We start from the raw sequence: 20,212 nt of genomic DNA, 5'->3' as shown, positions 1-20,212 counted from the left end.
TCCCCGGTCACAGGGGGACCGTGACCGGGGCGGAAAGGCATCCTCTCTTTGGCACGAGGGCGGATGCGGGCGCAGTATATTGCGGTGCATAACGTTTCGAAGTGACGTTAAACGGCCCTTTTTGGCGTCAATTTGAAAATTCCGGCGTGATGGCGTCGATCGTCACCGATTCGAAAGATTTGTCGTGCGCTCGGACGGACGTTCCGGATGCGCGATGACGGCAATGCCGGCCGTCGTCCGAAGCGGCCGCGCGCAGGCGACCGAATCCGCTGCCGCGCGACGAGGCGAAATCCGCCGGCGTCGCGCGGGTCGCGCATGCCGGGCCGGTTGGTCAGTCCGCCTGCCCGGCCGCGTCGCGCACCGCCTCGAGAAACCGCGCGACGACGGGCGAAGCCGGCGCCGCCGCACCGTCGAACACGAACTCGATGTCGAAGCGGCTCGCGAGTTCGTCAAGTGCGACGAGCCGGACCGTGCGCGGGCACGTCGGCGACGCGCTTTCCGGCACGAATGCGCAGCCCATGCCGGCCGCGACGAGACCGATCAGCGTAGGGATGTCGCTGCCGACCTGCGCGATGCGCGGCGTGAAACCGGCCCGGTCGCACTGGGCCATCAGGAAGCGGTGGTGCGCGGCGGAGCGCTGCGCGTCGAACCAGACGAACGGTTCGTGCGCGACGTCGGCGAGCGTGCGCGGCGCGTGGAAGCGGCCGCCGGGCGGCGCGGGCATCGCGAGCACGAAGCGGTCGCTCAGCAGCCGCACGCCCGACAGATGCGGCGCCTCGTCGCGGCGCCACGCCATGATGCCGCCGTCGAGCTGGCCGCGCATCAGCGCCGCTGCCTGTTCGGCCGACAGCATCGGCGCGATCGACAGCTTCACGTCCGGACACGCGTCGCGAAACGCCTTCAGCACGTTCGCGACGACCGGCAGCGGCAGGCAGTTCGGCAGCGCGCCGAGGCGCAGTTCGCCGAGCTGGCCGGCCGCGCTGCGCAACGCGCGTTCGCGGCTGTCCTGCAATGTCGCGAGCAGGCCGGTGGCATCCTGCAGGAAACTCGCGCCGGCCGCCGTGAGCGTGACGCCCGTCGCGCGGCGGATCAGCAGCGGCGTGCCGATCGCATCCTCGAGCTCGCGGATCTGCCGCGACAGCGCAGGCTGGACGATGCCGGCCGCGCGGGCGCCGGCCATCACGCTGCCGGCTTGCGCGACGGCCACGAAGTAACGCAGGTGACGCAGTTCGATCTGGCGCATGCGATGTCGGCTCCGGTGTTCGGTCTCGATTCGGTGGATATGCCTGTCAAGCATGGCAAGTGCCATCCGATGGTATTGGAAAGCATGGCGGGCGTGCCGTACGATGGTCGTCGTTGCCGGGCCCGTTCACCGGCCCATGCGTTCTCCTTGCCCCGATTCCCGACCGTGTCCCGCACCATGCCGCTCCATATCCAGACCCCCTATATCCGCTCGCAAATCGCGTCGCGCCGTCTCGGCAAGAACATCCGGCTGAAGCTCGACGCGCTGCAGCCGTCCGGCTCGTTCAAATTGCGCGGCATCGGCGCGGCGTGCGAAGCACGGCATGCGGCCGGCGCGCGCCGGTTCGTGTCGTCGTCGGGTGGCAATGCGGGCATCGCGGTCGCGTATTGCGGCCGCGAGCTCGGCGTGCCGGTGCTCGTCGTCGTGCCGGAAACCGCGTCGGCCCGCGCGCGGGAGCTGATCCGCGTCGAGGGCGCGGAGGTGGTCGTGCATGGCGCGAGCTGGGCCGAGGCGAATGCGTTCGCGCTGTCGACCGTCGGTACGCAGGACGCGTTCGTGCATCCGTTCGACGATCCCGTGCTGTGGCAAGGGCACGCGACGATGATCGACGAGATGGCGGCGGCCGGCCCGAAGCCCGACGCGGTCGTGCTCGCGGTCGGCGGCGGCGGGCTGCTGTGCGGCGTGCTCGAGGGGCTCGCACGCAACGGCTGGCACGACGTGCCGGTCGTCGCGGTCGGGACGGAAGGCGCCGACAGCTACGCGCGTTCGGTCGCGCACGGACATCCGGTCGAATTGCCGGCGATCACGAGTATCGCGACGTCGCTCGGCGCGAAGCGGCCGTGCGACGCGGCGGTCGCATGGGCGAAGCGGCACGCGATCCATCCGGTCGTCGTGTCGGATGCGCAGGCGGTGGCTGCGTCGCTGCGGTTCCTGGACGAGCACCGGATCGTCGTCGAGCCGGCGTGCGGTGCTGCGCTGGCCGCGCTCGAAGAACCGGTGCCGGTGCTTGCTTCGGCGTCGGAGATCGCGGTGATCGTGTGCGGCGGCGTGACGGCGACGGCCGAGCAGATGCGGACGCTGAACGCTACGCTGCGGTAACGCGCACGGGCATGTGACGCGGCGCAGCCGGATGGTGATGCGGACGAAGACGTCACGGTGAAGTGACGGCGAAGTGACGGCGGGGCGGGACCGGTCGCGGGCATCCGCGGAATCGGGGGCGTGTCGTCTGTCGCGACGGGCTGCTTCCGCTCGCCGGTTACGTCACACCGGGCGCGCGCAGCCGCTGGCCGGGTGCATGATCGTCTCGCCGGAGGGTGACGGGGCGGGGATCGGCTGGCGCGCCGCGCGCACGGCGCACGACGCGGCGAGGGCGCGCGTGGTCAGTTCGCGGACGGCGCGCTGGCGCCGGTCGGTGCGGACGAGGCGACGGGGTCGGCAGCAGCGGGTGCGGACGTCTTGCCTGCCGGCGTCGGAGCAGCGTTCGAGGGCGTCGGCGCGGACGCCGCCGGCGCAGGCACGGACGATGCCGCCGTGGTAGCGGCAGACGTCGACGTGGCCGGCGTCGAAGCGGACGTAGGCGCCAAAGCGGAAGTGGGCGTCGAAGCAGAAGCGGGTGCGGAGGCTGACGCGGGCGTCGAAGCCGAGGCGGGCGCCGAGGTCTTAGCAGGTACCGAAGCTGCACCAGGTACCGAAGCCGCAGCAGGCGCCGAAGCCCGCGCCGAGGTCGAAGCTTGTGCCGAATCCGAACCCTGCGCCGAACCCGACCCCGGCGCGGCACCCGCCGCAGCTCCCGAACCCACCCCGGCTCCCAACCCCGACCCGACAGCCCGCATCGTCCCCGGCGCGACCACGGCCGATGCCGCCGCAGGCACGGCCGGCACGACCGACGTGCCCGGCGTCGGCGCGACGCTCGGCACGGACAGCGGCACCGGCGCCGCCGGCGGCGTCGGCACGACCGGCGTCGTCATCTTCATCGGCTCGCCCTGCGGCGTCGGCGCAGGCTCGGGCAGCGGCGTCACGGGCTCCTTCTCGGCCGCCTTCACGGTCGCGCGATCGCGGCGCGCCGGGTCGATCTTCAGGAAATGCTCGACGAGATTGAAGAAGCGCTCGTAGAACACGCCGGCGGGAATCGTCTCGCTCGCGGTCTTCACGAGCGCGTCGTCGCTCGACCCGATCGGCAGCGACAGCGAACCGAACACGCTGAGCCCGACGCTCGCCGACGTATTCGACTTCTTCAGCGTGTAGCGGTCCTGCACCGCGTTCACGTACGCGATGCTCGACGAGCCGTCGGCAGTCGCGTCCGCGCACACGACGTGAAACTCGATCACGACGTGCATGTCGTTGCTCGGCTGGAAATTCTTGCTGCCGTCGACCGCATCGTTGCGCGACGACGACACGACATAGCCCTGGCTCAGCAGCGCGCGCCGCGCGGCCTCGCAGGACGCGTCGGATTTCGCGCGGAACGTGTGCGCATACGGGCTGCTCGTCGCGTCGAACTGCTCCTGCTGATAGATCGGCTTGGGCGGCGACGAGCACGCCGCCAGCACGGTCGCGGCCGCGAGCGCGCACGAAACGGAAAACAGGCGAAATCGGTTGTGCATGGCGTCTTTCAATAGGCTCGGCGAGATGCCGCGCGGGGCTGCGGGCGCAACGCACGCGGCGGCGGGGCCGGTGCGATGCGCGTGGCAATCTCGTATGGCCGGGGCGTCATTATAGTTTCGTTTGATGTCGCGCTCGCTTCAGCCGGCCGGCGCCGGCCGCGCGGCGGCGAGCAACCGCGACGCCAGCGGGTGGTGTTCGCCGCGCCGCGAGCGGATCGCATGGATCTCCTCGGTCACGTCGCCCGCCCGGCCGAGCCGGCGCAGCCCGCGCAGCAGCGATGCGTCGTTCGCGCCGAGTTCGCTGAGCGGAAACACGCCGAGGCCGCGCGCCGCGAACACGGCCATCAGCGCGCTGTCCTCGAATTCCCCGGCCACGCGCGGCACGATCCGTTCCCGCTCCAGCCACAGGTCGAGGCGTGCGCGCAGCGCAGAGTGGGCGGTCGGCAGCAGCACCGGCAGCTCGGCGAGGCACGCCGGAAAGCGCTGTCGCGCGGCCGGCGTGACGAGCGCCGCGGGCCCGTACCAGTCGACCGGCGACGCGACGAGCCGCTCGCTCGTCACCCGCAGATTCGACCCCGACGGCGCGCCCTGGCCCGCCAGCACGAGGTCGAGGTGATGCAGCGCCAGTTCCGCGAGCAGCGCGTCGTGCTCGCCCTCGTGGCACAGCAGCCGCAGCGTGGGCGTGTCGAGCACCGGCGCGAGGAGCGCATGCGCGGCGAGCTTCGAGATCCCGTCCGCGAGGCCGACCGCGAGCCGCACGGTCGGCTGGCTGGCCGCCGCGCGCACTTCGTCGGGAATCAGCCGGCCCATCTCGAAGATGGCCTCCGCACGCGCATACGCGGCCTGGCCGGCGTCGGTCATCGCGACACCGCGCCCGGCCGGACGCAGCAACTGGTGGCCGAGCGACTTTTCCAGCTCGCGGACCTGCGCGCTGATCGTCTGCACGGCCATGTCGAGTCGCTCGGCGGCGCGCGCGAAGCCGCCTTCCTTCACGACGACCCAGAAATAGTACAGATGGCGGAAATTCAGCATCGGATCGTTATTTCGTAAAAACCGAACCAAAGATCAGATTCTCTCTGATTTTTCCGAAGTCATGGGGTGGCTATCATCAGGCTTTCCACCTTCGAATCGGCCCTTTTCATGGACTCTCTGCTGACGCTTGCCGCCGACCCCGCCGTCTGGGCCGCGCTCCTGACGCTCGTCGTGATGGAAGTCGTGCTCGGCATCGACAACCTGATCTTCATCTCGATCCTCAGCAACAAGCTGCCCGAAGCGCAGCGCGCCCGCACGCAGCGCCTCGGCATCGCGCTCGCGCTCGTGATGCGCCTCGCGCTGCTCGGCAGCGTCGCGTGGATCGCGAGCCTGACCGAACCCGTGTTCACGCTGTTCGATCACGCGTTCTCGTGGCGCGACATGATCCTGCTGTCGGGCGGCCTGTTCCTCGTGTGGAAGGCGACCACCGAGATCCATCACCACGTGTCGCATGACGGCGACGGCGCGGGCGCGTCCGGCGGCGCGGCCGGCCTGACGATGTGGGCCGCGATCGGCCAGATCGTGATGCTCGACATCGTGTTCTCGATCGACAGCATCGTGACCGCGATCGGCATGACCGAGCACGTCCCGATCATGTTCGTCGCGGTGATCGTCGCGGTGTCGGTGATGCTGTTCGCCGCCCAGCCGCTCGCACGTTTCATCGACCGCAACCCGACCATCGTGATGCTCGCGCTGTCGTTCCTCGTCGTGATCGGCATGACGCTGATCGCGGAAGGCTTCGGGTCGCACGTGCCGAAGGGCTATATCTACGCGGCCATGGCGTTCTCGGCGTTCGTCGAGGGCATGAACATGCTGGCGCGGCGCGCGAAGGCGAAGCGCGTGGCGCGCGGCGAAGGTCGCTGAGCCAGGCGGGCGGGCCGTGGCCCGCCCTCGATTCGGAATGTCCGACGAAAGGAGAAACGCGATGAAATGTCCGGTCTGCAAGACGCCCGACCTGCTGATGGCCGAGCGGCAGTCGATCGAGATCGACTACTGTCCGACGTGCCGCGGCGTGTGGCTCGATCGCGGCGAACTCGACAAGCTGATCGCACGCGAAACCGGCGATGGGCCGGCGCGCCGCGACGAGGTGCCGGTGCGGCACGATGCGCAGGCGCCGCGCGGGCGTGACGATGGCTGGGGGCGCGACGGCCGCGCGCACGACGACCGTTACCGGCACGACGGCCGGCGTCGCAAGAAGTCGGTGTTCGACCTGTTCGATTTCGATTGACCGCGACGGCGAGCGTGTACTGCGCCGCGTGTCGAAAAAAAGCCCCGCCAGGCGTCATGCCCGGCGGGGCTTCGTCATTGGTCATGCGCGTCGCGTGACGAATACGCGCCGGCGTTACGCGTTGCCGACCGTCACGTCGATACGGCGCGGGCGCGTTTCCTCGCGGCGCGGAATCGTCAGCGTGAGCACGCCGTCGCGCAGGCTCGCATCGATCCGCGACGTGTCGAGGTCGGGGCTCAGCACGAACGTGCGCGCGTAGCGCGGCGCGCGGACTTCGGCATGACGCACGCGCAGGTCGGCCGGCGTGTCGATGCGCGTGTCGGCTTCGATCGTCAGCGTGTTGTCGTGCACCTTCACGTCGAGGTTTTCGCGCGGCACGCCGGGCAGGTCGGCACGCAGCGTGACGCGCTGCCTGTCTTCGACGATGTCGACGGCCGGCGTGATTGCGGGCCGGCGCGCGGCTTCGGCTGCTGCTGCTGCCTGCGCGGCACCGGTCTGGCGTTCGGTCAGGGTCTGGCTCTGGCTCGTATTCATGTCGTTCTCCTGAAGGTTACTGAACGGTGATCGCACGCGGCTTCGAGGCCTCGCGCCGGCCGACGCGAATCAGCAGGCAGCCGTTTTCGTAGCGGGCGCTGACGTTGTCGGCGTCCGCGTTCTGCGGCAGCTCGACCACGCGGCGGAATGCGCCGTGAAAGCGCTCCTGCGCATAGGTGCGCACGTCGTCGCCGGCATCGTGCGGCAGGGGCTTGCGCTCGCCGCTGATCGTCAGCAGGTCCTTGTCGATCGAGACGTCGAAGTCGGCCGCGGCCATGCCGGGGGCGAACGCGACGATCTCGATCGCGTCGTCGGTCGCGCCGACGTTCAGCGCGGGGAACGCGCTCGGCCGCACCGCGCGGATGCCGGTCGGGGCCTCGCCGAACAGGCTCGCCATCTGCCGCTGCACGCGGGCGAATTCGTCGAACAGGTCGTGACCGAAATGAATACCGCTCATGAGGATCCTCCGGAACATGAGGCGCGAAAGACGCGATGGCGCGACGCCGATGGCGAGTGCGACGCACGGTTTTCCGCTGAGTCGAAACGGGGGCAGTGCGCGTGACGGGCACTGCCTGGCAACGGGTAATTAGAGGCCGCCGCGGCGGTTTTCAAGAGGGCAAGTGCAATCGGCATCAACGCGTCGTGACGGGGATCGATGCGACAATCGTCGCGCTATCCACAGACCACGGAGACGGAACGGACATGGAGATTCAACGCATCGCGATCGTCGGGGCCGGCGTGATCGGCGCGAGCTGGGCGGCTTTCTATCTGTCGAAGGGCTTCGACGTCGTCGCGACCGATCCCGCGCCGCAGGCCGACGCGCGGCTGCGCGACGCGCTCGCGGCCTTCCTCGGCGAGCGGGCCGCCGAACTTTCCGCGCGGCTGTCGTTTGATGCGGATCTCGTGCGCGCGCTCGACGGCGTCGATTTCGTGCAGGAAAACGGCCCCGAGCGGCTCGACCTGAAGCGCACGCTGTACCGGCAGATGGACGACGTGCTGCCCGCGCGCGTGCCGATCGCGTCGAGCTCGTCGGGTCTGAAGATGTCCGAGATCCAGAGCGCGTGCGACAAGCATCCGGAACGCTGCCTGATCGCGCATCCGTTCAACCCGCCGCACCTGATTCCGCTCGTCGAGCTGGTCGGCGGCGACGCGACCGACGCGAGCGTGATCGCGCGCGTGAAGGCGTTCTACGACGCACTCGGCAAGCAGACCATCGTGCTCAACAAGGAAATGACCGGCCACGTCGCGAACCGGCTCGCGGCCGCGCTGTTTCGCGAGGTGTATCACCTCGTCGGCGAGGGCGTGGTGAGCGTCGCCGATGCGGACAAGGCGGTCGCGTGGGGCCCGGGCCTGCGCTGGGGGTTGATGGGGCAGTGCCTGACCTATCACCTCGGCGGCGGCGCGGGCGGGATCGCGCACTTCCTCGAACACCTGTCGGGGCCGATCACGACGTGGTGGGACGATCTCGGCACGCCGTCGTTCGACCCGGCCGTCGATCGCAAGCTGAACGACGAACTGCGCGCGATCCAGGGCGAGCGTTCGATGCAGGAACTGGCGGCCGAGCGCGACCGGCTGCTCGTCGAGCTGATCGACGCGCGGCGCCGCAGCTTCCTGCCCTGAGCGCGCCGCCGCGCGGCGTTCCGGTCGCGCCGTGAAAGGCTATTGCTGCACGGCCGTTTGCGGTGCCTGCTGCGGCGTCTGCGCGAGCCACGCGGGCTGCGCGGCCTGCACCAGTTCGCGATTGCGCGCGCGCGTGGCGGCATCCGGCGGATAGTTGCCGTCGTTGGTCGGCAGTTCGCCGTCGAGGTAGGCCTGCTTCAGCTGGGCGACGACTTCCGCGCGCGTCAGGCCCGGCGCGAGGGCGGCGGCATCGGTTTGCGCAAAGGCGGGGGACAGCAGCGCGGCTGCGGCGGCCGCGACGGCGATTCGCACGACGTTCATGGTGTGCTCCGATCAAGGGGACGGGACAGCGGACGCGCGGCACACTGCCGTGCGTTCCGATGCGGCCCATTGTCGCGAGCGGGGACTGCGCGGACGCTGACGCGTTCCGGGCGAGGCTGTCAGTTGCGCGTTCACGCCGCGCCGAGCCGCACCGCGGCGGCGTCGGCATCGGCGTGACGGCGGCAGCGATCGCTACAGCTCGGCCGCTGCCGCGATCAGCGTCGCTTCGAGCGCGAGCGTCGAGCGCGACGCGGCCGCCGGCCGGTCGATCACGTATTCGAGTTCGCCGAGTTCGGGGAGCCCCGCGTCGAGCCGCGCGAGCCCGGCCGGAATCACGTAGCCGGCGAAGGCGCTGACGCCGAGCCCCGCGCTCGCGGCCGCGCGCAGCACCGCGATGCTGCTGCTCACGACGGCGATCCGGTAAGGGCGGCCGACCGCCTCGAGCGACTCGAGCACGCGGCGGCGCGATACGCTCGGCTCCGGATGCATCGCGAGCGGCAGCACGGCCTCGTGGCCGGTGATCCGCGAATCGGGGCCGGTGCACCAGTACAGCGGTTCGCTGCGGATCACGCGGCCGCGCCGGCTGCCCGCGACGCGTTTCGCGAACACCAGGTCGTGACGGCCTTCGTCGAGCGCATCGAACAGGTCGCCCGACAGCCCGGTCGAGATCGCGAGCTCGACTTCCGGATTGCGCTGCACGAAGCTCGCGAGCGCGGCCGTCAGGTGCGCGGACGCGAAGTCCTCCGACATCGCGAGCCGCACCTTGCCCGACAGCGGCGGGCCGCACACCGACGTGACGGCCTCGTCCATCAGCTCGAGGATGCGCACCGCGTAGCGGAACAGCGCGTCGCCGTGCTGCGACAGGTGCACGTTGCGCGTGTCGCGCTCGAACAGCGGCCGGTCGAGCAGTTCCTCGAGGCGGCGGATGTGCTGGCTGACGGTCGACTGCGACAGGCTCACGCGCTCGGACGCGGCGGTGAAACTGCCGGACTGGGCGACGGCGACGAAGCTGCGCAGCAGCTCGGGCGGTAATGGACGCATTGCTAAATCCACTGAATCGGTTTCGACAACTTCATAAATGGCCGGATGGTGCGGCGCTAGTATCGGATCACGCGCTGGTGCGGCCCATGCAAACGGGGCGCACCGGACGCGTAGCCCGTGTCGCGCCGCCGGCTCCATCGGTCAGTCTAAGCCATCCGGCGTCCGGCCCGAAACCGCATCATCCCATCGACCGCCCGAGAACGCGCTCGCACGACGAGCCGCCGGGCCGCGGCGCCCCGCCGCAGGAGACACCCAGTCCGCGCCCGGAACCGGCATGCGGGCCTGGCTCCCGCACGCGTCAGGCACCCGTCACGAAGAGACTGGAGACGACTCATGATCATCTACGGAACCGCGCTGCTGGCGTTCTGCCATCTGGCCGGACTGTTCCTCGGCGACCTGCTGGGCGCCGCGATCGGCGTGAAGACCAACGTCGGCGGCGTCGGCATCGCGATGCTGCTGCTGATCTGCCTGCGCCTGTGGCTGCACCGGCGCGGCTGGCTGCCGAAGGAGACCGAGGCCGGCGTCGGTTTCTGGGGCGCGATGTACATTCCGGTCGTCGTCGCGATGGCCGCGAACCAGAACGTCGTCGCCGCACTGAAAGGCGGGCCGGTTGCGCTGCTTGCCGCCATCGGCGCGGTCGCGATCTGCGCATGCTGCATCGCGGTACTCGCGCGCACCGGGCGCGACGACACGGCCTTCGCGGGCGTGCCGCAATTCGAAGAACAGTAACGGAGGCCGCCATGCTGCAGATGCTCGAAAAAACCGTCGCCCACAACGGGCTCGTCGCGTCGTTCGCGCTGGTCGGCCTGATCATGTGGCTGTCGTCGCTCGCGTCGCGCAAGCTCACCTTCGGCCGCGTGCACGGCTCCGCGATCGCGATCGTGATCGGCCTCGTGCTTGCGTACGTCGGCGGCGCGTTCACCGGCGGCGAGAAGGGGCTGGCCGACGTCAAGCTGTTCGCCGGCGTCGGCCTGATGGGCGGCGCGATGCTGCGCGATTTCGCGATCGTCGCGACCGCGTTCGAAGTGCAGCCGACCGAGGCGCGCAAGGCCGGCCTCGTCGGCGTCGTGTCGCTGCTGCTCGGCACCGTGCTGCCGTTCATCGTCGGCGCTTGCATCGCGCGCGCGTTCGGCTATACCGATGCGGTCAGCATGACGACCATCGGCGCGGGCGCCGTCACCTACATCGTCGGGCCCGTCACGGGCGCGGCGATCGGCGCGAGCTCCGACGTGATCGCGCTCAGCATCGCGACGGGCCTCGTGAAGGCGATCATCGTGATGATCGGCACGCCGGTCGCGGCCAACTTCATGGGCCTGAAGACGCCGCGCTCCGCGATGATCTTCGGCGGCCTCGCCGGCACCGTGAGCGGCGTGAGCGCGGGCCTCGCGGCGACGGATCGCCGGCTCGTGCCGTACGGCGCGCTGGTCGCGACGTTCCATACCGGCGTCGGCTGCCTGCTCGGGCCGTCGGTGCTGTTCTTCACGACGCGCGCGCTGGTCGGCGCATAACCGCCACGCGTGCGATCCGGGCGACCGGTGCGCAAGCGCCGGCGTGCGCGGGCCGCGGCGGGGCCGCATCCATCGCGGCGTCCTCTGAGTCGCATTCGTCAACATCATCAATCGGCGGCGGCGCCAGGCTTAGAATGCCGCTGAACCATCGAAGCGGGAGAACTGTTCATGACGGGATGGAATCACGCGCGGCAGGCGCGCGATGCACGCCTCGCGGCCGGCGCGGCCTTCGCGTGGCCCAAGGCCACTTCCTCCGGGGCGCGCGGCAAGCGGGTCGATGCGCGCGACACCGTCGCGTTGCTCGAAGCGGTGCTGCGGCCCGGCGACCGCGTTTGCCTCGAAGGCGACAACCAGAAGCAGGCCGACCTGCTCGCCACCGCGCTCGCCGACGTCGACAACGCGAAGATCCACGACCTGCACATGGTGCAGTCGGGCGTCGTGCTGCCCGAGCATCTCGACGTGTTCGAGCGCGGCATCGCGAAGCGTCTCGACTTCGCGTATTCGGGCCCGCAGTCGCAGCGCATCGCGAAGCTGCTGTTCGGCGGCAAGATCGCGCTCGGCGCGGTGCACACCTATCTCGAGCTGTTCGCCCGCTACTTCATCGATCTCACGCCGCAGGTCGCGCTGATCGCGGCGGTCAGCGCCGATGCCGACGGCAACCTGTACACCGGCCCGAACACGGAAGACACGCCGACCGTCGTCGAGGCCACCGCGTTCAAGGACGGCATCGTGATCGCGCAGGTCGACCGCATCGTCGACAAGGTGCCGCGCGTCGACATTCCGGGCGACCGCGTGCATTTCGTCGTCGAGGCCGGTCGGCCGTTCTATGTCGAGCCGCTGTTCACGCGCGACCCGGCCGCGATCACCGAGACCCAGATCCTCACCGCGATGCTCGCGATCAAGGGCATCTACGAGCCGTACGGGATCAAGCGCCTGAACCACGGGATCGGCTTCAACACGGCCGCGATCGAGCTGCTGCTGCCGACCTACGGCGCGAAGCTCGGGCTGAAGGGCAAGGTCTGCACGCACTGGGCGCTCAATCCGCACCCGACGCTGATTCCCGCGATCGAATCGGGCTGGGTCGAGCAGGTTCACTGCTTCGGCTCCGAAGTCGGGATGGACGACTACATCCGCGCGCGCTCCGACGTATGGTTCACGGGCCCCGACGGGTCGCTGCGCTCGAACCGCGCGTTCTGCCAGACCGCCGGCCTCTACGCGTGCGACATGTTCATCGGTTCGACGCTGCAGATCGACCTGTCGGGCCATTCGTCAACGGTCACGGCCGAGCGGATCGCCGGGTTCGGCGGCGCGCCGAACATGGGCAGCGACGCGCGCGGCCGGCGCCATCCGAGCGAGCCGTGGCTGAAGGCCGGCGCGGAAGCCGACCCCGACACGCCGGCGGCGCTCAGGCGCGGCCGCAAGCTGGTCGTGCAGATCGGCGAGACGTTCGGCGACAAGAACGTGCCGATGTTCGTCGAGAAGCTCGACGCGCTGAAGCTCGCTGACAAGCTGCAGCTCGACCTCGCGCCGATCATGGTCTACGGCGACGACGTCACGCACATCGTCACCGAGGAAGGGATCGCGAACCTGCTGATGTGCCGCGACAAGGACGAACGCGAGCACGCGATCCGCGGCGTGGCCGGCTATACGGAAGTCGGCCGCGGCCGCGATCGCAGGCTGGTCGAGCGGCTGCGCGAGCGCGGCGTGATCCGTCGCCCGGAGGATCTCGGCATCGATCCGCTCGACGCCGACCGCCGCTGGCTTGCCGCGCGCTCGATCAAGGATCTCGTGCACTGGTCGGGCGGCCTGTATGCGCCGCCGGCCCGGTTCCGCAACTGGTGAGGACAAGGGCATGGAACAGTTGAACTATCGCTTCACCGCGCGCGAACGCGCGCAGGGCGAACTGGCCACGGCGCTCGTCGGCGTGGTCGCGTCCGGCAATCTCGAGGTGCTCGTCGAGCGCGTGCTGCCGGGCAACGAATGCGAGATCGACATCCGCACCGCGGCGGTCGGTTTCGGCGCGGTGTGGCAGGCCGTCGTGTCGGACTTCGTCGAACGGCGCGCACCGGGCGGCCTGAAGCTGTCGATCAACGACGGCGGCGCGCGGCCCGACATGGTGTCGCTGCGGCTCGCGCAAGCCGTGCGAGCGATCGAGGGGGACGCATGATGAGCGACGCGATCCACGACGCACCCGCGTTCGTCGCGAACCGCGCGAGCTGGTACGAAGCGTCGGCGCGCCAGCGCGTCGACGGGCTGCTCGACGCGGGCAGCTTCACGGAATTTCTCGGGCCGGGCGAACGTGTGACGAGCCCGCACCTGCCGCTGTTCGACCTGCCGCAGCAGTTCGACGACGGGATGGTGGTCGGCCGCGGCCGGCTCGACGGCACGCCGGTGTTGGTCGCCGCGCAGGAGGGCCGCTTCATGGGCGGCGCGTTCGGCGAGGTGCACGGCGCGAAGCTCACGGGGCTGCTGCGTGCGGCGCGCGACCTCGGCACGCCGGTGCTGATCCTGTTCGATACGGGCGGCGTGCGGCTGCAGGAAGCGAATGCGGGCGAACTGGCGATCGCCGAGATCATGCGTGCGCTCGTCGAGGCGCGCGCGGCCGGCGTGCCGGTGATCGGGCTGATCGGCGGGCGCGCGGGCTGCTACGGCGGCGGCGGCCTGCTCGCCGCGTGCTGTTCGGCGCTCGCGGTGTCGGAGCAGGGGCGCATCAGCGTGTCGGGGCCCGAGGTGATCGAGACCAATCGCGGCGTCGAGGAATTCGATGCGAAGGACCGCGCGCTGATCTGGCGCACGATGGGCGGCAAGCATCGCCGTCTGATCGGCGGCGCGGACCGCTACGTGGCCGATACGCCCGACGCGTTTCGCGCGGCCGCGCTCGACCTGATCGGCCGTGCGCCGAAATTCGACGCGGCGATGCTGCGCGCGGAGCAGGCGCGTCTCGAAGCGCGCGTCGAACGGTTCGGCGCATGCAAGGACGCGCTCGACGTGTGGCGCGCGCTCGGCGCGAGCGAGCCGGAAGCGATTCCCGGCATGCCCGACGATGAATTCGCGAAGCTCGCCGATCAACTGCAGGAGGCGCAGCATGACGCTCGATGAAGTACTGACCTCGCTGTTCCCGAACGGCCACGCGATCACGCGGACCGGCGGCTTGCTGGCGGGCCACGCCGATCTGACCGGCACGCGCGTCGACGTGATCGGCGTCGCCGACCGGCTGCCGTTCGGCATCGACGAAGCCGTGACGCTCGCGTCGCACGTGCTCGACACGATCGAGCGCGGCGGCGATATGCCGATTCTCGTGCTCGTCGACAGCGACAGCCAGCGGATGAGCAAGCGCGACGAACTGCTCGGCCTGAACGAAGGCTTGTCGCATCTCGCGAAATGCCTGATGCACGCGGAGCTCGCCGGGCACCGGACGATCGGCCTGCTGTACGGCCATACGGCCGCGGGCGCGTTCATCGCGACCGCCCTCGCGACGCGCACGCTGCTCGCGGTGCCGGGCGCGGAGCCGGAAGTGATGGACCTGCCGTCGATGTCGCGCGTGACGAAGCTGCCGATCGACGTGCTGAAGGAGATGGCGCGCTCGACGCCGGTGTTCGCGCCGGGGCTCGACAACCTCGTGAAGATGGGCGCCGTCGACGCCGTGCTCGACCCGGCCCGCGCGCTCGACGCGCAGGTCGCCGAATGGCTCGGCAAGCCGGCCGATCGCAACGACGTGCGTGCGGCGCGCGGCCGGCCGGTCGCGGCCGACGTCGCGCAGCGCGTCGAGGCACTCGCGCGTGCCGCACGCTGACACGCCGCTGCGCCGCCACACGCTCGTCACGCTGACGGCGGCCGGGTGGGGCGCGGCCTGCGCGCGCGATCCCGCGCTGGCGGCCGATCCGCTCGTGCAGGCGTGGGCCGCGCACGGCTGGCCGCTGATCGTGCGCCGCGCGTCGCCGGACGAGGCCGATGCGGGGCGCATCCCGCTCGGCTTGCCGCTGCCGCCTTCGGCGGGCAAGCGGCGCATTGCAATGAACGTCGCCGCCGACGCGCTCGCGTCGGTCGGTCCGCTGCCCACGCTCGCCGATGTGCTCGCTGTCGCCCCCGACGCATGGCACGCGACGCTGCGCGACCTGGCTGCGCTCGGCGCCCGCTGCGGCGTGCAGGGCCGCGTATTCGGCAGCCTCGCATGGCAGGCGCTGACGGGCGAGCGCTACCTGAGCGCGTCGTCCGATCTCGACCTCGTGTTTCCGCTGCCGGACGCCGCCTCGCTCGCCGCGCTGCTCGACGGCCTGGCGACACTCGACGCACACGCGCCGATGCGCATCGACGGCGAACTGCTGCGCGACGACGGCGCCGGCGTGAACTGGCGCGAGCTGCATGCGCGGCTGCCTGAAGTCGCGGTCAAGACGGCGATCGCCGTCGAATTGATGCCTGCCGACGCATTCACCGGAGGCACGCGATGAGTGCGTGGGCCGCCTGCCGCGCGCCGGTGCCGTCCGATGCCGAGCGCATCGCCGAACTCGCCGAGCACAGCCTCGTGCTGGAAATAGACACCTATCCGAAGCCGGGCCTCGTCAGTCACGTCGACACCGGCAGTCATGCGGACATGGATGCCACGATGTTCGTGCGCAGCGCGGCCGTGCTGCGGCCGTACTTCGCGGAGCTCGCCGAAGCCGGCGCGCGTGACGCGGACATGGCCGCGCTGCGCAAGATCGGGCTGCGCGCGGAGCACGCGATGCTTGCCGCGACCGGCGGCGTCAACACGCATCGCGGCGCGATCTTCGGGCTCGGGCTGCTGTGCGCGGCCGCCGGCCGCCGCACGGTGCCGGGCACCGCGGCACGCACGCTGACGCACGGCGCGTTCGTCGCGCGGCGCTGGGGCACCGAGATCCTCGGCGGCCCGCGGCTGCCCGACAGTCACGGCGAGCGCGCGAGCCGCCGCTACGGCGTCGGCGGCGCGCGTCGCGAGGCGGCCGACGGGTTCACGACCGTGTACGGCGTCGGGCTGCCGGCCCTGCGCCGCGCGCGGCGCTGCGTACCGGACGATCCGGAGGCCGCGCGCGTCGACGCCTGCTTCGCGCTGATCGCCGCGCTCGACGATACGAACCTGCTGCACCGCGGCGGGCAGGCCGGCCTCGATTTCGCGCGCGCCACGGCACGCGCATTTGTTGCCCGCGGCGGCATCCGCGCCCGCGACTGGCGACTGCGCGCGGCCGCCGCGCACCGCGCGTTCGTCGCGCGCCGGCTGAGCCCGGGCGGCGCGGCCGATCTGCTGGCGATGAGCGTGTTCGTCGATGCGCTCGAAACGGATGAAACGGGCGAGACGGGCGAGACGAACGAGGCGGGACGATGACGCTGGCGATCCTCTGTTCGGGGCAAGGTGCGCAGCGTGCGGACATGTTCGAGCTGACCGGCGCGGTGCCGCAAGCCGATGCGCTGTTCGCGCACGCCGGCCGGCTGCTCGGCGACGATCCGCGCGACTGGGTGCGACACGCCGAACCGGATGCGCTGCGCGAGAACCGCGCTGCGCAGATCCTCTGCACGGTGCAGGCGCTTGCGGCGACGATGTTGCTCGAGGCGATGTGGCCGCGGCGTCGTTGCGTCGCGGGGTACAGCGTCGGCGAAGTCGCATCGTGGAGCGTCGCGGGGATGATCGATCCGCACGACGCGCTGGCGCTGGCCGATGCGCGCGCGCGCGCGATGGATGCCGCGAGCGGCGGCGATGAACGGATGGCATTCGTGCGCGGGCTGACGCGTGCGCGGCTCGCGCAACTGTGCGACGGCCGCGATGCGGCGATCGCGATCGCCAATCCGGGCGATGCGTTCGTGCTGGCCGGGCGGCAGGCCGACGTCGCCGCGGTGGCCGACGCCGCCGCACACGACGGTGCGCTGCGGGTCGCGCCCGTGTGCGTGCGGATCGCATCGCACACGCGCCGGCTCGCGGCGGCGGTGCCCGCGTTTCGCGCATCGCTGGCCGCCGTGAACGTGCGCCGGCCGCTGCCCGGCACGCGACTGTTTTCGGGGATCGACGGCGCGTCGGTGCTCGATGTCGACGCCGGGCTCGACAAGCTTGCGCGCCAGATCGCGGAGCCGGTCGAGTGGGCGGCCTGCCTGGCCGCGTGCGTCGAGGCCGGCGCGACCGCGTTTCTCGAACTCGGCCCGGGCCGCGCACTGGCCGAGATGGCGGGCGGCGCGTATCCGGCGCTGCCGGCACGCAGCGTCGCGGATTTCCGTTCCGTCGACGGTATCGCGAGCTGGCTCGCGCGCGTCGCGGCCGGCTGACCGGCGGCGGGCGAGCGGCCGGATCACGCGCCGCAACCGCTTCGAATCCAGTTCGAAATCCGCTTCGAAATCTGCCTGCCGACCGGTCGTTCCGCGCCGGGTGTTGCGCCGGCGCAGCAGCGTTGCAGCAGGCGCTTGTCATGCGAATTGGCGTCGCTACAATGGCGCCCGCCATGAGACCAGCCGCCTTCCTCGTCGCCGCGCTTTGCTGCGCGGCGACTGCCCACGCCAGCCCGATTCCGTCCGACGCCGCCGCGGTCGGCAGGTACTTTTCGTATGACAATGCGGCGGCCGACGCGACCGTCGACCTGATCGGTCAGGCACAGCGCCGCGTGCTGCTGGCCGGCTACGCGTACGTGCCGCCCGCGGTCGCGGCGGCGCTGCGCGCGGCGCGTTCGCGCGGGATCGACGTGCGGGTCGTGCTGGTGCGCTCGCCGCGTGCGGGCAAGTACAGCGGCGCGGGCTATCTGAAATCGGCCGGCATCGACGTCGCGATCGATTCGCGGCACGGCGATCCCGCACCGCGCTTCGTGATCGTCGACGACAGCGTCGCGCTGACGACGCTGTCCGACGACGCGGCCGCGCACGCGGAAACGGTCAACGTGTTCCAGCGCGCGCCGGAACTCGCGCAGTCGTACGCGCAGTCGTTCTGGCGGCTGTATCGGCAGGCCGGCGGGCTCTGAGCGCTTGACGGCGGCCCGCCCCGGGCGAACGCCACCCATCCTTTTCCGTGCCGCGATCGGCCTGCCGCGCACGCCGGTATGACCCCGCTTGCATCGGCGTGTCCGATGAACCATGCTCGTTGAACAGGTGCCGGCGCGCAGGTCGCGCATCCGGCCCAACGGCAGGGAGCCGATCTTGACCGAGTGTTTTGCCGATCGCGCCGACGCGGGTCGTCAGCTTGCGCTCGCGCTGCACGACTATGCGGGGCGTCGCGACGTCGTCGTGCTCGCGCTGCCGCGCGGCGGCGTACCGGTTGCATTCCCGATCGCGCAGGCGCTGCGCGCGCCGCTCGACGTGCTGGTCGTGCGCAAGCTCGGCATGCCGTCCGATCCCGAATTCGCGATCGGCGCGATCGCGGCCGGCGGGGCGATCCACCTGCAGCACGCGGCGATCCGCGCGATGGGCGTGTCCGATTCCCAACTGGCCGACGTGATCGTGCGCGAGACCGCCGAACTGCAGCGCCGCGACACGCTGTATCGCGGCGCGCGGCCGCCGCTCCCGGTCGACGGGCGCATCGCGATCGTCGTCGACGACGGCATCGCGACCGGCGCGTCGATGCGCGTCGCACTGCAGGCGCTGCGCAAGCGCCATCCCGCGCGCATCGTGGCCGTCGCACCCGTCGCGCCGGCCGGTGCCCAGCATGCGTTCGACGATCTGGCCGATGCGTTCGTGACGGTGTCGCAGCCGCTGCGCTTCTTCGGGATCAGCCAGTTCTACGCGCGTTTCGACCAGACCGGCGACGACGAGGTGCGTGCGCTCCTCGATGCGGCCCGCGGGCCGGACGACGACCTCACGTCCGCCTGACCCGGCGCCGGCGCGATCCCGGGCGTACGGCTTCGGCCTGCGCGAACACGCGCTGCAGCGCCGGATGGACGTTGCCGTGCCAGCGCGCGCCCGTGAACAGCCCGTAGTGATCGCAATCGTCGATATCGAGACGCTGGCGCTCGCCGGCCTTGAGGCCGCGGCACATGTCGAGTGCCGCATGCGTCTGGCCGGCGCCGGTGACGGCGTCTCGACCGCCTTCGACCGTCAGCAGCGCGATGCCGCGCAGCGCGGCCGGCTCCACGCGCTGGCCGCCGACTTCCCACGTGCCGTTCGCGAGGCACATCCGCTGGAACACGATATCGACGGTATCCAGGAAGTATTCGGCCGGCATGTCGAGCAGCGCCGTGTATTCGCGCAGCGCGCGCCGCGCGTCCGCCAGCGCCGTCAGGTCGAAGTGCGACGCGGCGCGCGCGTAGTCCTCGATCAGCGTCAGGAAGCGTTGCGGATACAGCAGCGCGATCTCGCCCTGCTGAAGATAGGTCGGGAACACGTGCCGGCCACGGCCGGGGAAGCGGGGCGGCACGATGTCGATCAGGTGGCGGCGGCACCACGTGAGCGAACGGGACGCGGCCGTGGTGCCGAGCGTGGTCGGGTTGATGCGTGCGTCGAGCGGCCCGCCGATCAGCGTGACGCTCGCGGGCGGTGCGTGGCCGCGCGCGGCGCGCAGCGCGAGTGCGCCGAGCGCGGGAACGGTGGCCTGGCACACGGCGACGACGTGCAGCGGCCGGTCGTCGCGGGTGAGCGCGTCGACGAAGCCGTCGAGCGTCGCCACGTACTCGTCGAGCCCGAAGCGGCCCGCCGCGAGCGGGACGTCGCGCGCATTGACCCAGTCGGTCACGCAGACGTCGCCGTCCGCGAGCAGCGCCTCGACGGTCTCCCGCATCATCACGGCCGCGTGCCCCGCGAGCGGCGCACACAGCAGCACCGCGCGCCGCGCATCGTCGCGTGCGAAGCGCCGCAACTGGCAGAACGGCGTGCGCGCGATGATCCGCTCGTCGACGGCCGCCCGCCGGATCTCGAAGCGCGGCGGCCCGGCGGCCGGCCCGAGGAGCGGCTCGAACAGGTCGTCGTAGCACGACGACGCGGCGTGCGGCAGCGTCGCGGCGGGCCACACGTCGAACGCGTGGCGCGTCGCGGCGCGCCAGGCGCGCATCCATTCCCGCTGCTGCTCGACGACGTCGTACCACATGGCGAACCTCGAGGCGGAAGGGGGTGAATCTGCATTATGGTCACTCCGGGCGCGCAGCGAGTGTCGGAATCGTGACCGGAC

23 protein-coding genes are annotated in these 20,212 nt (G+C 71.0%); 15 read left to right on the top strand and 8 right to left on the bottom strand.

The window, feature by feature from the left end; genetic code table 11:
• Window positions 1-331: 331 nt before the first annotated feature.
• The gene (locus NQV17_RS31070) at window positions 332-1,243 is read right to left on the bottom strand and encodes a LysR family transcriptional regulator (RefSeq protein WP_257775200.1); all 912 of its coding nucleotides are present in this window, start codon (window positions 1,241-1,243) and stop codon (window positions 332-334) included.
• Window positions 1,244-1,420: 177 nt separating this feature from the next.
• On the opposite strand from NQV17_RS31070, the gene NQV17_RS31065 reads away from it, so the two are divergent.
• Window positions 1,421-2,341, top strand: coding sequence for a pyridoxal-phosphate dependent enzyme (locus NQV17_RS31065; RefSeq protein ID WP_124667783.1), 921 nt, complete (start codon window positions 1,421-1,423; stop codon window positions 2,339-2,341).
• A gap of 281 nt (window positions 2,342-2,622) precedes the next feature.
• Here NQV17_RS31065 and NQV17_RS31060 read toward each other — a convergent pair whose 3' ends face one another.
• Together NQV17_RS31060 and NQV17_RS31055 are read right to left on the bottom strand one after the other, a co-directional pair.
• Window positions 2,623-3,843 (bottom strand): DUF2242 domain-containing protein, encoded by a 1,221-nt coding sequence (locus NQV17_RS31060; RefSeq protein ID WP_257775199.1) that lies wholly within the window; start codon window positions 3,841-3,843, stop codon window positions 2,623-2,625.
• 138 nt (window positions 3,844-3,981) lie between these two features.
• Window positions 3,982-4,875: a LysR family transcriptional regulator gene (locus NQV17_RS31055; protein WP_257775198.1), complete on the bottom strand. Its 894-nt coding sequence runs from the start codon at window positions 4,873-4,875 to the stop codon at window positions 3,982-3,984.
• A gap of 108 nt (window positions 4,876-4,983) precedes the next feature.
• Here NQV17_RS31055 and NQV17_RS31050 point away from each other — a divergent pair, with 108 nt between their 5' ends.
• Window positions 4,984-5,739 carry a TerC family protein gene (locus NQV17_RS31050; RefSeq protein ID WP_044844925.1) on the top strand — a complete coding sequence of 252 codons (756 nt, stop codon included), beginning with the start codon at window positions 4,984-4,986 and terminating at the stop codon, window positions 5,737-5,739.
• A 61-nt stretch (window positions 5,740-5,800) separates the two neighbouring features.
• Entirely contained in the window at window positions 5,801-6,103 is a 303-nt protein-coding gene (locus NQV17_RS31045) for a zf-TFIIB domain-containing protein (protein ID WP_044844924.1), read from the top strand.
• A gap of 114 nt (window positions 6,104-6,217) precedes the next feature.
• Here NQV17_RS31045 and NQV17_RS31040 read toward each other — a convergent pair whose 3' ends face one another.
• Window positions 6,218-6,637 carry an Hsp20/alpha crystallin family protein gene (locus NQV17_RS31040; RefSeq protein WP_257775197.1) on the bottom strand — a complete coding sequence of 140 codons (420 nt, stop codon included), beginning with the start codon at window positions 6,635-6,637 and terminating at the stop codon, window positions 6,218-6,220.
• Window positions 6,638-6,653: 16 nt separating this feature from the next.
• Window positions 6,654-7,094 (bottom strand): Hsp20/alpha crystallin family protein, encoded by a 441-nt coding sequence (locus tag NQV17_RS31035; RefSeq protein ID WP_257775196.1) that lies wholly within the window; start codon window positions 7,092-7,094, stop codon window positions 6,654-6,656.
• A gap of 245 nt (window positions 7,095-7,339) precedes the next feature.
• On the opposite strand from NQV17_RS31035, the gene NQV17_RS31030 reads away from it, so the two are divergent.
• Window positions 7,340-8,257: a 3-hydroxyacyl-CoA dehydrogenase NAD-binding domain-containing protein gene (locus NQV17_RS31030; RefSeq protein WP_257775195.1), complete on the top strand. Its 918-nt coding sequence runs from the start codon at window positions 7,340-7,342 to the stop codon at window positions 8,255-8,257.
• Window positions 8,258-8,296: 39 nt separating this feature from the next.
• Here the strand turns inward: NQV17_RS31030 and NQV17_RS31025 are convergent, their stop codons facing one another.
• The gene (locus tag NQV17_RS31025) at window positions 8,297-8,578 is read right to left on the bottom strand and encodes a DUF4148 domain-containing protein (RefSeq protein WP_257775194.1); all 282 of its coding nucleotides are present in this window, start codon (window positions 8,576-8,578) and stop codon (window positions 8,297-8,299) included.
• 192 nt (window positions 8,579-8,770) lie between these two features.
• Entirely contained in the window at window positions 8,771-9,619 is an 849-nt protein-coding gene (locus NQV17_RS31020; protein WP_039322076.1) for a LysR substrate-binding domain-containing protein, read from the bottom strand.
• Between the two features lie 333 nt (window positions 9,620-9,952).
• On the opposite strand from NQV17_RS31020, the gene madL reads away from it, so the two are divergent.
• The 11 genes from madL (at window position 9,953) to NQV17_RS30965 (ending at window position 18,921) form a co-directional block, all read left to right on the top strand.
• Window positions 9,953-10,348: a malonate transporter subunit MadL gene (gene madL / locus NQV17_RS31015; RefSeq protein ID WP_257775193.1), complete on the top strand. Its 396-nt coding sequence runs from the start codon at window positions 9,953-9,955 to the stop codon at window positions 10,346-10,348.
• Window positions 10,349-10,359: 11 nt separating this feature from the next.
• Entirely contained in the window at window positions 10,360-11,127 is a 768-nt protein-coding gene (gene madM, locus NQV17_RS31010) for a malonate transporter subunit MadM (protein WP_044844918.1), read from the top strand.
• A 168-nt stretch (window positions 11,128-11,295) separates the two neighbouring features.
• Complete coding sequence (gene mdcA / locus NQV17_RS31005) at window positions 11,296-12,969, top strand: malonate decarboxylase subunit alpha (protein ID WP_257775192.1); 1,674 nt, start codon at window positions 11,296-11,298, stop codon at window positions 12,967-12,969.
• Window positions 12,970-12,979: 10 nt separating this feature from the next.
• Window positions 12,980-13,294: a malonate decarboxylase acyl carrier protein gene (gene mdcC, locus NQV17_RS31000; protein WP_257775191.1), complete on the top strand. Its 315-nt coding sequence runs from the start codon at window positions 12,980-12,982 to the stop codon at window positions 13,292-13,294.
• Entirely contained in the window at window positions 13,291-14,226 is a 936-nt protein-coding gene (locus tag NQV17_RS30995) for a biotin-independent malonate decarboxylase subunit beta (RefSeq protein WP_257775190.1), read from the top strand. Before mdcC ends, NQV17_RS30995 begins: the two co-directional genes overlap by 4 nt.
• Window positions 14,213-14,920 carry a biotin-independent malonate decarboxylase subunit gamma gene (gene mdcE / locus NQV17_RS30990; RefSeq protein WP_257775189.1) on the top strand — a complete coding sequence of 236 codons (708 nt, stop codon included), beginning with the start codon at window positions 14,213-14,215 and terminating at the stop codon, window positions 14,918-14,920. The genes NQV17_RS30995 and mdcE overlap by 14 nt, the downstream gene beginning before the upstream one ends.
• Window positions 14,907-15,575: a malonate decarboxylase holo-[acyl-carrier-protein] synthase gene (mdcG, locus tag NQV17_RS30985; RefSeq protein ID WP_257775188.1), complete on the top strand. Its 669-nt coding sequence runs from the start codon at window positions 14,907-14,909 to the stop codon at window positions 15,573-15,575. Before mdcE ends, mdcG begins: the two co-directional genes overlap by 14 nt.
• Window positions 15,572-16,465, top strand: a complete 894-nt coding sequence (gene mdcB, locus NQV17_RS30980; RefSeq protein ID WP_257775187.1) for a triphosphoribosyl-dephospho-CoA synthase MdcB — start codon at window positions 15,572-15,574, stop codon at window positions 16,463-16,465. The genes mdcG and mdcB overlap by 4 nt, the downstream gene beginning before the upstream one ends.
• Window positions 16,462-17,394 carry an acyltransferase domain-containing protein gene (locus NQV17_RS30975; protein WP_257775186.1) on the top strand — a complete coding sequence of 311 codons (933 nt, stop codon included), beginning with the start codon at window positions 16,462-16,464 and terminating at the stop codon, window positions 17,392-17,394. Before mdcB ends, NQV17_RS30975 begins: the two co-directional genes overlap by 4 nt.
• 161 nt (window positions 17,395-17,555) lie before the next feature.
• On the top strand, window positions 17,556-18,077 hold the full coding sequence (locus tag NQV17_RS30970) for a phospholipase D-like domain-containing protein (RefSeq protein WP_124487570.1): 522 nt from the start codon (window positions 17,556-17,558) through the stop codon (window positions 18,075-18,077).
• A 175-nt stretch (window positions 18,078-18,252) separates the two neighbouring features.
• On the top strand, window positions 18,253-18,921 hold the full coding sequence (locus tag NQV17_RS30965; protein WP_257775185.1) for a phosphoribosyltransferase: 669 nt from the start codon (window positions 18,253-18,255) through the stop codon (window positions 18,919-18,921).
• On the opposite strand, the gene phaZ is transcribed toward NQV17_RS30965, so the two are convergent.
• Window positions 18,908-20,131, bottom strand: coding sequence for a polyhydroxyalkanoate depolymerase (gene phaZ / locus NQV17_RS30960; protein ID WP_257775184.1), 1,224 nt, complete (start codon window positions 20,129-20,131; stop codon window positions 18,908-18,910). The genes NQV17_RS30965 and phaZ overlap by 14 nt on opposite strands.
• Window positions 20,132-20,212: the final 81 nt, after the last annotated feature.

Origin of the sequence: Burkholderia sp. SCN-KJ (assembly GCF_024656005.1) — a bacterium.
Taxonomy (GTDB): domain Bacteria; phylum Pseudomonadota; class Gammaproteobacteria; order Burkholderiales; family Burkholderiaceae; genus Burkholderia.
Note: the sequence above shows the minus strand (reverse complement) of the source record. Positions and strands in the feature narration are given on the sequence as shown.